The sequence below is a fragment of the Micromonospora orduensis genome (assembly GCF_006228125.1).
GTDB lineage: Bacteria > Actinomycetota > Actinomycetes > Mycobacteriales > Micromonosporaceae > Micromonospora > Micromonospora orduensis.
Window position 1 is genome coordinate 33,470 of record NZ_VDFY01000139.1, and the last position, 11,871, is coordinate 45,340.

General features: G+C 72.4%; 9 protein-coding genes. 3 read left to right on the top strand and 6 right to left on the bottom strand.

Annotated features, from left to right (window positions below):
- Positions 1-2: 2 nt before the first annotated feature.
- From FHG89_RS11995 to FHG89_RS12010, 4 genes are read right to left on the bottom strand one after another with little or no spacing between them, the layout of a single operon-like run.
- Complete coding sequence (locus tag FHG89_RS11995; RefSeq protein ID WP_425280170.1) at positions 3-674, bottom strand: response regulator; 672 nt, start codon at positions 672-674, stop codon at positions 3-5.
- Complete coding sequence (locus tag FHG89_RS12000; RefSeq protein ID WP_244295381.1) at positions 671-2,263, bottom strand: histidine kinase; 1,593 nt, start codon at positions 2,261-2,263, stop codon at positions 671-673. The genes FHG89_RS11995 and FHG89_RS12000 overlap by 4 nt, the downstream gene beginning before the upstream one ends.
- A gap of 54 nt (positions 2,264-2,317) precedes the next feature.
- Positions 2,318-3,022, bottom strand: a complete 705-nt coding sequence (gene bioD / locus FHG89_RS12005; RefSeq protein WP_139584480.1) for a dethiobiotin synthase — start codon at positions 3,020-3,022, stop codon at positions 2,318-2,320.
- Between the two features lie 17 nt (positions 3,023-3,039).
- Complete coding sequence (locus tag FHG89_RS12010) at positions 3,040-4,206, bottom strand: 8-amino-7-oxononanoate synthase (protein ID WP_139584481.1); 1,167 nt, start codon at positions 4,204-4,206, stop codon at positions 3,040-3,042.
- Positions 4,207-4,360: 154 nt separating this feature from the next.
- Between FHG89_RS12010 and bioB the strand changes: the two genes are divergently transcribed.
- The 3 genes from bioB to FHG89_RS12025 are packed head-to-tail and all read left to right on the top strand — an operon-like array spanning position 4,361 to position 6,064.
- Positions 4,361-5,356, top strand: coding sequence for a biotin synthase BioB (bioB, locus tag FHG89_RS12015; RefSeq protein ID WP_139584455.1), 996 nt, complete (start codon positions 4,361-4,363; stop codon positions 5,354-5,356).
- Positions 5,353-5,553, top strand: a complete 201-nt coding sequence (gene bsaP, locus FHG89_RS12020; protein WP_139584456.1) for a biotin synthase auxiliary protein BsaP — start codon at positions 5,353-5,355, stop codon at positions 5,551-5,553. The genes bioB and bsaP overlap by 4 nt, the downstream gene beginning before the upstream one ends.
- Before the next feature lie 4 nt (positions 5,554-5,557).
- Positions 5,558-6,064, top strand: a complete 507-nt coding sequence (locus FHG89_RS12025; RefSeq protein ID WP_139584457.1) for a GNAT family N-acetyltransferase — start codon at positions 5,558-5,560, stop codon at positions 6,062-6,064.
- A 52-nt stretch (positions 6,065-6,116) separates the two neighbouring features.
- Here FHG89_RS12025 and FHG89_RS12030 read toward each other — a convergent pair whose 3' ends face one another.
- Positions 6,117-8,573, bottom strand: a complete 2,457-nt coding sequence (locus tag FHG89_RS12030) for a non-reducing end alpha-L-arabinofuranosidase family hydrolase (RefSeq protein ID WP_139584458.1) — start codon at positions 8,571-8,573, stop codon at positions 6,117-6,119.
- 210 nt (positions 8,574-8,783) lie between these two features.
- The gene (locus FHG89_RS12035; protein ID WP_208760940.1) at positions 8,784-11,675 is read right to left on the bottom strand and encodes a glycoside hydrolase family 9 protein; all 2,892 of its coding nucleotides are present in this window, start codon (positions 11,673-11,675) and stop codon (positions 8,784-8,786) included.
- Positions 11,676-11,871 lie beyond the last annotated feature (196 nt).

Below are 11,871 nucleotides of genomic sequence, written 5' to 3' on the forward strand. Positions count from 1 at the left end.
GCTCAGCCGTCGACCAGCCCCGCCTCGTACGCGAGGATCGCCGCCTGCACCCGGTTACGCACGTCGAGGCGGGTGAAGATGCTTGTCAGGTAGCTCTTCACGGTGCCCTCCACCAGGTGCAGCCGGCGGGCGATCTCCGCGTTGGACAGCCCCGCCCCGACCAGCGCCAGCACCTCCCGTTCCCGCTCGGTCAACCCGGCCGTCCGGTCCCGCGCGGCCGGTCGACGGGCCAACCGCCCCGCGCCCAGCTCGATCACCCGCCGGGCCACCCGCGGCGACAGGTACGCACCCCCGTCGGCGACCGCGTGCACCCCGGCGATCAGCTCACGCGGGTCGCCGGCCTTGAGCAGGAACCCGCTCGCGCCGTGCCCCAGCGCCCGGGCCACGTGGTCGTCCTCGCCGAACGTGGTCAGCATGACCGTCGCGGTCTCCGGCACGACCCGACGGATCTCGGCGGCGGCGGCCAGCCCGTCCAGCCTCGGCATCCGGATGTCCAGCAACGCCACCCGGGGCCGGTGCGCACGGACCAGCTCCACCGCCGCGTGCCCGTCGCCGGCCTCGGCGACCACCTCGATCCCGGGATCGGTGGCGAGGATGGCCCGGACACCCGCCCGGATCATCGCCTCGTCGTCGGCGAGGACCACCCGCACGGGTCCGGTCGTTTCGGTGATCACTGCGTGATCCGCTCCTTGCTGGCCAGCCGGCCGTCGGTGAAGCAGAGCCGCCACGTCGGCGCGGCGAGCGGGAAATTGCCGTCGGTGTAGTACTCGCAGCCCGGCTCCGACGTCCCGAGCGGCCCGGTGAGCTGCCGGCGGGGCAACCCGGGCAGGTCGGCGCGCGCCGTCCCGGGCCGCATCCGGTCGTACACCGACTCGCTCAGCACCGTGCCGGCCGTGGCGAACGGGTAGTAGACCAGCGACAGCACCAGCGCCAGACCGGCCGGGGCGGCGAGCGCGGTCACCAGGCTGCGCCGGACCCGGCGGCGGGCCTCACCGAGCCGCCGCTCGGCGTCGACCGGCCGCTCGATCCCACCGCCGTCGTCGCCCGCCTCCGGGTCGGGGGGAACGGCGGGCCACCCCCCGGCCGGCACACCGGTGAACGGGTCGGCGGGCAGGGGCAGCCGGGCCCGCACCTCGAAACCACCGTCGGGGCACGGGCCGGTGTCCAGGACGCCGCCGGCCAGCCGTACCCGCTCGGCGAGGGCGAGCAGCCCGCTGCCCGAGGACGCCGGTGTGGGCGGCCGGTCGGCGGGCGACGGCCCGTTGCGTACCCGCACCTCGATCCCGTCCCCGGCGGGGGCGAGGGCGACGGTGACCGGGGCGTCAGGGGCGTACCGGGCCGCGTTGGTGAGCGCCTCCCGGACCACCCGGTGCGCGGCGGCGCCGGTCATCCCGGGCGGCTCGGCGGCGCCGGCCTCGACGTCCAACCGGACCGCCATCCCGGCCTCCCGCGCCCCGTCCACCAGGTCGACGACGGTCTCCCCCACCGGCGCGACACCGGCCGGGCGGCCCTCCTCGCGCAGCACCCCGATGATGTCGTGCAGCCGTTCGGTCGCCGCCGCCACACTGGCCCGCAGCTCACCCACCGCCGCCCGGTGCGCCGACGGCAGGTCGTCGGCCAGCTCCAGGGCGGCGGCCCGCAACGCGATCAGGCTGAGGTCGTGGCCCAGCGAGTCGTGCATCTCCTCGGCGATGCGGGCCCGCTCCCGCAACCGGATCCGCTCGGCGGCGCCCCGCCGCTCGCGGGTCGACGCCTCGACGTGGCGGCGGGCGGCGTCGGTCAGCTCCCGCTGCTGGCGGCGGTACCGGCCCACCAGCCAGGGGAACACGCCGGCGAACAGCAGCACCGAGGCCAGCAGGAACCAGGTGGCCGCCCCGGTGCCGAGCAGCCCCAGGTTCAGCACCGTGCCGCCGACCGCGATCACACCGAACACCACCGCGGCCGGCGCCGCGCCCGCGCTGCGACGCCCGGTCAGATAGCTGAACACCGGGATCGCGAAGACGAAATTGCCGTCCACCAACGAACCGAGCACCGCCAGCAGCAGTCCGACAAGCGGCCACCGCCGCGCCGACCCCACCGCCACCGCCAGCACCGCAAGCGAACCGACGAGCATCGCCACGTCCCACGGCGGGGACGGCGGGCTCAACCTGGCGCCGGCTATCGGAGCGGCCACCACCGCCCAGAGCAGCGCGTCCAGCAGTGGACGCCGCCACCGGGACACCCGGTCCGGCGCACCGGGCGCCGAGCGGTCCAGAATCCTCACGGCGGCCAGGCTACCCACGCCCGACCTGCCCGGACACCGACGAAAGTCAGGTGTTCAGCTGCTCTCCTCGGCCCAGGTCCGCCAGTCGTCGAGCACCCCGTGCAGGGCCGGGGTGAGCCAGCCCGGCGCCGAGCGCCGGAACACGCCCGGGTCCATCGCGCCGGCGCCGTCGGGCACCGCGCCGAGCAGGTTCGGCACCAGGTCGGTGAGGTTCGTCCAGTGCACCAGCTCCGGCGTGGCCGGCCAGGCGCCGATCACCACGCCCGCCGGCACCGCCCGCCGGTCCAGCGCCTCCAGGGTCAGCGCGGTGTGGTTGAGCGTGCCCAGGCCGGCGCGGGCGACCACCACCGCTGGCGCGCCGAGCGACACCGCCAGGTCGGCCATCGTCCACGGCTCGCCCGACGGGCGCAGACCCATCGGCACCAGCAGCCCACCGGCGCCCTCCACCAGCACCAGGTCGTGCTTGTCGGTCTCGTCGCGTACGGCGTCCACGGCCGTGTACAGCTCCAGCGGCGGCAGGTCGGCCACCCGGGCGGCGGCCAACGGCGCCAGCGGATCCGGGTAGCTGGCCAGCGTACGGCCGGTCAACGGCGCGGCGAGCCGGTTCACCGCGTCCACGTCACCCGGTTCACCGCCGGCCGTACCCGTCTGGCCCGGTTTGACCACGGCCACCCGCAGTCCGGCGGCCTGCGCGGCTGCCGTGATCGCCGCGGTCACCACGGTCTTGCCGACCTCGGTGTCGGTGCCGGTGACCAGCACCACTCCCTGCCAGGCACTCACGCGACCACCTCGGTATCCCTCGCCGGCACGGGCGCACACTCCACGACGACGTCCAGGGCCCGCTCGAAGGCCGCCCGGGGCACCCCGGCGCTGACCGTGAGCCGCAGGCGGGAACGGCTGTCCGGGGTGGACGGCGGCCGGAAGCAGCCCACCGCGACGCCCCGGTCCCGGCAGGCGGCGGCCCAGGCGGTCGCCGCGTCGGGACCGGGAGCGGTCACCGAGATCACCGCCGCGTCCGGAGCGGACACGACCAACCCGGCCGCGCGCAGCCGACCGACCGCCAGCGCCACCCGGTCGGCCAGCTCGGCCCGCCTGTCGTCCCCGGTCCGGGCCAGCCGCAGCGCGGCGTGCACCCCGGCGGCGACCGCCGGCGGCAGTGCCGTGTCGAAGATGAACGTGCGCCCGGTCTCCACCAGGTGCCTGACGAACTCGGCCGGGCCGGCGACCACTCCTCCCGCACCGCCCAGCGCCTTGGACAGGGTGGCGGTGACCACCACGTCCGGTTCGCCGGCCAGCCCGGCGGCGGCGACCGCACCGGCGCCGGCCGGACCGGTCACGCCGAGCGCGTGCGCGTCGTCGACGAGCAGCAGCGCGCCGTGGCGGCGGGCCACCGCGTGCAGTCGGGTCAGCGGGGCGAGATCACCGTCGACCGAGAAGACCGACTCGGTGACCACCACCGCCGGACGGCCCGGAGCCGCCGCGAGCGCCGCGGCGACCGCCGCCACGTCGGCGTGCGCGGTGACCACGGTCTCCGCGCCCGAGATGCGGCACCCGTCGATCAGGGACGCGTGGTTGTGCGCGTCGGAGACGAGCAGCGTACGGGGCCGCACGAGGGCCCGCAGCGCGCCGAGGTTGGCCAGGTAGCCGGAGGAGAAGACGAGCGATGAGTCGGTGCCCAGCCACCGCGCCAGCTCGGTCTCCAGCGCGTGGTGCGCGTCGGTCGAGCCGCGTACCAGCCGCGACCCGGTGGCCCCCAGCCCGTACGCCGACAGAGCCGCCGCCGCGGCGCCGGTGACCTCCGGGTGGGTGGCCAGGCCGAGATAGTCGTTGCCGGCCAGGTCGGTCATACCGTCGTCGGCGGGACGCGGGTGCAGCCGCCGGGTCAGCCCGGCCTTCGCCCGCAGGTCCGCGCGGCGGTCGAGCGCCGCCAGCCAGTCCGCCACCGTCACCCCTTCGCCGCTGTCCGCGCCGGTCACGCCGACACCCGCCGGGCGAAATTACCACCCGCCGCCATCGGCCCGACGGATCCACTCGGTGCGAGGGTCCGCGGACGGCGGGTCATTCCGGCTGATCGGGAGGCCTTGTAGGGTACGAGCCATGCCAGAGATCCTCGACCAGGCCCGGACCCAGGTCCTGGGTGACGGTGTCGGCCTCGACCAGGCCGGCATTCTCGCCGTGCTCAGTCTGCCCGACGAGCACCTGCCCGCCGCCCTCCAACTCGCCCACGACGTGCGGATGCGCTGGTGCGGCCCGGAGGTCGAGGTCGAGGGGATCGTCTCACTGAAGACCGGCGGCTGCCCGGAGGACTGCCACTTCTGCTCCCAGTCCGGGCTGTTCACCTCTCCGGTGCGTTCGGTCTGGCTGGACATCCCGTCCCTGGTCGAGGCGGCGAAGCAGACCGCCAAGACCGGTGCGACCGAGTTCTGCATCGTCGCCGCGGTACGCGGCCCGGACGCGCGGCTGATGAAGCAGATGCGCGAGGGCGTGGCCGCCATCCGGGCCGAGGTCGACATCCAGGTCGCCGCGTCGCTGGGAATGCTCTCCCAGGAGCAGGTCGACGACCTGGTCGACATGGGCGTGCACCGCTACAACCACAACCTGGAGACCTGCCGGTCGTACTTCCCCAACGTGGTCACCACACACTCGTGGGAGGAGCGCTGGGAGACGTTGCGGATGGTCCGCGACTCCGGCATGGAGGTGTGCTGCGGCGGCATCCTCGGCCTCGGCGAGACCGTCGAGCAGCGGGCGGAGTTCGCCGCTCAGCTCGCCGAGCTGAACCCGCACGAGGTGCCGCTCAACTTCCTCAACCCCCGCCCCGGCACGCCGCTTGGCGACCGTCCCGTGGTGGAGGGCAAGGACGCGCTGCGGGCCATCGCCGCGTTCCGGCTGGCCATGCCGCGCACCATCCTGCGGTACGCGGGCGGCCGGGAGATCACCCTCGGTGACCTGGGCACCCGCGACGGTCTGCTCGGCGGCATCAACGCGGTGATCGTCGGCAACTACCTCACCACGCTGGGCCGGCCGGCGACAGCCGACCTGGACCTGCTCGACGAGCTGAAGATGCCGGTCAAGGCCCTGTCCGCCACGCTGTGACGACCGTGACGACGACCCAGGTGTGGTGCGACAGGTGCGGTGAGCCGGCGACCGACGGCGCCCATCCGGGCTGCGCGTCGGCCCGCCGGTTGGAGCCACCCCGGTACTGCCATTCGTGCCGCCGTCGGATGAAGGTGCAGGTGCTGCCGGTCGGCTGGTCGGCGGTCTGTGTCGAGCACGGCGAGAGCAGAGGCTGAGCCGGTGCTGCGCGGGCGTGCGGTGACCCTGCGACCGGCGACGGTCGCGGACGTGCCGGCCCTCGCGGCCATCCGGGCGCACCCGGAGGTACGCCGATGGTGGCGCGGCGGCGACGACCTGACCGCGTCCGTCCACGCCGACCTCGGTGACGACGACCTGACGCTGTACGCCATCGAGCACGACGGCCGGGTGATCGGCGCGATCCAGTGGTACGCCGAGTCCGACCCGGACTACCGGCACGCCAGCCTGGACGTGTTCCTCGACCCGTCGGTGCGCGGCGAGGGACTGGGCGGGGACGCCATCCGCACCCTGGCCCGGCACCTGATCGACGAGCACGGCCACCACCGGTTCACCATCGACCCGGCGGCGGCGAACAGCGCGGCCATCCGGGCGTACGCGAAGGTGGGCTTCCGTCCGGTGGGCATCATGCGCCGCTACGAGCGTGGCGAGGACGGCCGCTGGCACGACGCGCTGCTGATGGACCTGCTCGCCGAGGACCTGGCCGACTGAGGCCCCGAAGGGCGTGCCCGGCACCCTACGGTGCCGGGCACGCCCCGGTCCCCTAGCGTTGCAGGGTCAGCACACCCGGCCGCCACGGCAGCAGGTTGTAGTCGCCTCCCGCACTGGGGTTCTTGCCCTGGTACAGCAACTGCAGGTTGCAGGCGTCGACGGTCTTGGTCTGGTCGGGGTTGGTGCGGACCAGGTCACCGTGGCTGATGTCGTTGGTCCACGTCGCGCCGCTGTTGGCCTTGCCGGCGAACGGGTTGCTCTCGGTGGCGGCCTGCGGGGTCCACGAGCCGCCCAGGCTGGTGGACGTGAACGACCGGAAGTAGCGTCCCTGGCTCCCGATCGCCTCGACGATCATGAGGTACTGGTTCTGGCCCGCCACCTTGTAGACCTCGACGCCCTCGAACAGGTTGTTCGTCGAGTCGGTCATGATCGTCGTGTAGGTCGAGCCGAAGCTGCCCGGGAAGTTCCCGAGCGGCATGCTCGACCGGTAGATCTTGCCGTTGTCCCCGGCGAAGAACAGGTACATGTTCTGGTCGTCGCCGATGAGGGTCTGGTCGATCACTCCGTACGGGGCGTCGGGCAGGGTGGCGGTGGAGAGCGTCTGTGCCGAGGACCAGCCGTTGGCGTTCGTCGGGTCGCTCGACGTCTTGTAGCTGAACGAGGTCGGTCCCCACTGGTACGCCAGCACCCAGATGTTCTTCGGGGCGAAGTACAGCAGCGTGGGCGCCACGGTGCCCTGGCTCATCCCGGTCTGGCTTGCCGAGGCCATGTCGGACCAGTTGGTGAACAGGCTGAAGTTCATCGAGCCGTACTGGCCGCTGCTGTTGACGTTCGACCCGTAGACCAGGTGCTTGCCGTTGTAGACCACGTTTGTGAAGTCCTTGAGCGAGACCCAGCCGTTCTGCGGGTTCGCCAGCGCGCCGGTCGACGACCACCGGTAGGTCGACGGAAGCGCACAGCCACCCGTCGGCGGCGGCGTGGTGGTCGGCGGCGGTGTGGTGGGAGTCGGCGTGGTGCCGCCACCGAAGTCGGTCCGCCACTGCTGGTTGGTCTGCCCGTGGCAGTCGTACAGCTGGACCTGCTGGCCGTTGCCGGTGCCCCAGACGTCCAGGCACCGGCCGGACTGCACGCCGCTGATGGTGCCGTTGGAGTTGATGTTCCACTGCTGGTTCGGCTGACCGTTGCAGTCCCAGATGATGATTCCGGTGCCGTTCGCGGTGCCCGCGCCGTTCGCGTCGAGGCACTTGCTGCCGTAGACCCTCAACTGCTTGCCGGTGGTGTACGTCCACTGCTGGTTCGACTGACCGTTGCAGTCGTAGAGCTGGACGCGGGTGCCGTTGGTCTGCGTGGCGTTGGGCACGTCGACGCACCGGCCCGACTGCACGCCGACGATCCGGCCGGCGCCGCCGCTCGGCGGCGGGCTCACCGTCGGGCTCACGGTCGGGCTCACGGTCGGGCTCGAGGTCGGCGGGGCCGCGTTGAGCGCGTTGAGAACGGAGGTGTAGGCGGCCTTCTTGTTGCCGCCGCCGTCGAAGAGCAGCGGGCTCTCGTTCGAGCGCCAGGAGTCGCTGTCGCGTACGCCCCAGACGGTGATGCCGATGCAGCGCGGCACGTTCAGGCACGCCTGGGTCAGCCCGGCGTACTGGGTGGTGGAGGCGTTGGTGACGTCGACCTCGGTCAGCGCCACGTCCACGCCGAGCGCGGCGAAGCTGGACAGCGTGGTCTGGAAGTTGCTCGGCAGTGAGCTGCCGCCGGTGAAGTGGGTCTGCAACCCGACGCAGTCGATCGGCACGCCCCGGGACTTGAAGTCCTGGATCATGCGGTAGACGCCCTGCGTCTTGCCGTACGACCAGTTCTCGATGTTGTAGTCGTTGTAGCAGAGCTTGACCGACGAGTCGGCCGCCCGCGCCGTGCGGAACGCCACCTCGATCCAGTCGTTGCCGGTGCCCTGGAGGTTCGACTGACGACGGCTGCCGTCCTCGTTGAACGCCTCGTTCACCACGTCCCACGCGGCGAGCTTGCCCCGATAGTGGCCCATCACGCCGTTGATGTGGTCGATCATCGCCTGACGCAGGTTGCTGCCGCTCAGGCTCTGCATCCACCCCGGCTGCTGCGCGTGCCAGGCCAGGGTGTGCCCACGGACCTTCAGGCCGCGCTGGGTCGCCCAGTTGTAGATCTGGTCACCGGAGTTGAAGTTGAACTGGCCCCGCTGGGGCTGCGTCGCGTCCGGCTTCATCTCGTTCTCGGCCGTGATCATGTTGAACTCGCGCCCGGCGATCGTGCTGTACGTCGAGTCGCCGAGCCGGCCCGCCGCGATGGCGGTGCCGAAGTACCGGCCCGACTGGGCGGCGGCCGCGCCGAGCGTGGTCGCGGCGGCGTTCGCCGAGGGCATCATCACCGCGGCGGCGGCCACGGTCACGACGCTGAACGCGCCGGCGAGCAGCGCTCGGACGACGGGCGATCGCCGTCGCCGAGTCCCGCCGCCGGGAACGGATGGGCTTGTTGCCATCTCTGCCTCCTTACTGGCCAACACCCGGGCCGCCGAGGCGGGGACGACCAGACGTCTCGGTTGATATATCGAATCTGGCCGATGTTAACCATGCGCCGGTCCGGGCAATGGAGTTTTCGGAAAAATTTCGGGATTGTTGTGCCTCTGCGCGGCGTGAACGTGGCCGGTCGCCCGGGCGCGGTACCGGCCACGCCACGCCGCGTCGATGGGTCAGGAGACGGTGCAGGCGGCGCCGTTCAGGGTGAAGGCGGCCGGCCTGGGGGTGCTGCCGGTGTGGGTGCCGTTGAAGCCGAAGCTCGTCGACGCGCCCGGCGCCAGCGTCCCGTTGTAGGACAGGTTCGACGCGGTCACCGCGGCGCCGGTCTGGGTCACGTTCGCCGACCAGGCCTGCCCGACCTTCTGCCCGCTGCTTCCGAAGGTGAACGCGAGCGTCCAGCCGTTGATCGCCGTGGTGCCGGTGTTGGCGATCGTGATGTTCGCGGTGAACCCGGTATCCCAGCTGTTCGCCGTCCAGGTCACCGCGCAACCGCCGCCGGCAGGCGGGGCCGTGGTGGTGACCGTGACGCCGGGCGACGCGGACGAAACGTTTCCGGCCGCGTCCACCGCCACCACTGTGAAGGTGTACGTGGTCGAGGCGGTCAGCCCGGTCACCGCCAGCGTGGTGCCGGTGGCCGAGCCGACCAGGACGTTGCCGCCCCGGTAGACGCGGTAGGCGGTGACGCCCACCGCGTCGGTGGACGGGCCCCAGGTCAGGGTCAGGCCGGTCGGGCCGATCGCGGAGGCGGTGGGCGTACCGGGTGCGGTCGGCGGCGTGGTGTCCGGCGCTGGGCCGGCCGGCGTGGTGACGGTGAGCGCGGCCGATGCCGCCGAGCGGTTGCCGGCGCCGTCGAACGCCCGCACGGTGAACTGGTACGTCCGCTCGGGCGCCAGCCCGGTCACGGCCAGGGCGGCCCCCGTCGAGGCGGTGAGGACCGGGGTGGCGCCGGCCGAGGTACGGGTCACCTCGTAGCCGGCCAACCCGCTGCCGCCGGTGTCGGTGGACGCGGCCCAGGTCAGCGTGAGCCCGCTGGACGTCACGGCGGACGCGACGGGCGTGCCGGGCACCGTGGGCGCGGTGGTGTCCGGGGTGGCCGGTCCGGGCTCCTCGCCCCAGACGCGGGTGCTGCCGGCGTAGAGCGGGACCTTCCGGTTGGGACCGGCGGTCGCCTGGTACGACGGGTCGTTGGTCGGGTCCCAGGTGCCGCCCTCCGGCACGCCGATCTTGAACTGGACCTCCATCCGGTGCTGCGACTGACCGGCCGGGGCGATGGTGTACCCGGCGCAGTCCACCTCGACGTACCAGATGTCACCGCTGTACTGCTTGGCGGTGGTCGGGGACGGGCAGCCCTGGGTGTAGCCGGCGGTGACCTGCACGGGACCGGTGCCGTCGGGCCGGAAGTAGTACCGGAACCGGCCGTCGGTCAGGGCGCGGGCCGGGAAGGCGGACTTGTTGTAGACCATCACCTTGAGCCCGGTGGCCCGCGGTTCGGCCTGCATGACCGTGGTCTCCACGGTCAGCTCGTCGATGTCCGGCGTCTCGGCGACCGGGAAGTTGGCCAGCGGGGTGCCGCCGTACTCGGAGGTCAGCCGGACCAGCGCGGACGTGAAGCCGGCGTTGTAGTCGGTGGCCACCTCGTTCATCACGTAGTCCGAGCGGCTGTCGCTGTACGCGTCGTTCGCCGAGGACGGGCCGCCGACCAGCGCGCCGTAGAGGGTGTGCCGGGTCTCGACGGGAACGGTCTGGCTGTCCCACCAGGACCCGTGCGCGGTGCGGTGGTGCGGGTTCTTCGGCGAGTTGGCGCCGAAGCCGATGACGTAGCTGGAGTTCCGGGGGTTGTCGCCGAGCGCGTAGTTGATCTGCCGGACGGCGAAGTCGTGGTAGCGCGCCTTGCGGGTCGTGTCGGTGGTCTTGTCGCTGTAGACCAGCGCGGCGAAGGAGGTGTTCGCGGCGTAGCGCAGCGCGCCCCAGGAGTCGAGCACCGCCATCCCGCCCGGCGAGTACGGCACCCGCTGCCCGTTCACCCCGACGGTCCAGTAGTCCAGCCACCGGTTGGCGTCGTCGACGTACTTCTGCTTGCCGGTCAGGTTGGCCAGCAGCACGTACGCGCCGAACTGCTTGTTGTCCCAGGCGATCGTCCACTTGTAGGAGCGGGTGGTGGTCTGGTTCTCGGTGCCGAGCTTGTCGTACTCACTCTCGGCCTTGGCCAGGTAGCTGGCCTCGCCGGTGGCCCGGTGCAGCCAGATGGCTGCCCAGACCAGTTCGTCCTGCCAGCCGCTCCACGAGCGGTAGAAGCTCGTCGCGTCGGTGATGCACTCGTGGTAGGACTTCCGCACCGTGTCGGCGAACGTGTAGAGCTGCCGGGCGTGGCCGAGCAGCTTGTCCGCGTACGCGGCGTCGGTGGGCCGGAACACCATCGAGGACGCGGCCATCGCGGCCGCCGTCTCCCCCGCCAGATCCGCGCCGCCACAGCTCGCATCGATCTTGTACGCGGGCCGCGCCATCGGCATCACCTCGGCCGGACCCCACCACTTGTGGTCGTCGTCGCCCTTGCCGACCTGCCCGTAGAGGACGTTGGCCGACGGGTGGGCCTTGATGAAGTAGTCGTTGACGAAGCGCAGGTTGTTCAGCAGGTGCGGCAGTTGGCCGGAGGCGGTGTAGCCGCTGCGGTACTCCACCGCGCCCCAGGCGAGCATGGTGGCGCTGAACGCCATCGGGAAGCCGAACTTGACGTGGTCACCGGCGTCGTACCAGCCACCGGTGAGGTCCAGACCCGCGCTGGCGCCGTCGGTGAGCGCGCTGTCTCCGCGCCAGGAGACCCGGTTCCAGTCGGGCAGCCGACCGGACTGCTGCGCCTCGTAGAAGAGCAGCGACTTCTGCAACGCCTCGGCGTAGTTGAAGGACGCCGGCGCGGCGGAGGCGCTCCCGGTCAGGGGGGCGGCGACCACGAGGGACAGTCCGGTGAGCAGGGCGATGCCGGCGGCCAGCATTCGCCTGGGCCAGGGCTGGTCGGCGACCGGCGACCGGCCGGTTCGGCCGGGAACCGGCCGGGTCAGATGGCGCATGGCGGGCTCCTGTCGGAGGCGCCGCCGGTGGTCGCACCGACGCGGGACGGCGTGGGGGCGGCGTGGCCACCGGCGACGGTGGGGTGGCGGTGTGACCACGGGTCGTGGAAGCGCTCCCATGGATAACCGACAATGTAATGGGCGGGCCGTCGGTTGGGAAGCCTGCCGGCCGGGGCCGAGGTGCGGGGGTCCGCTT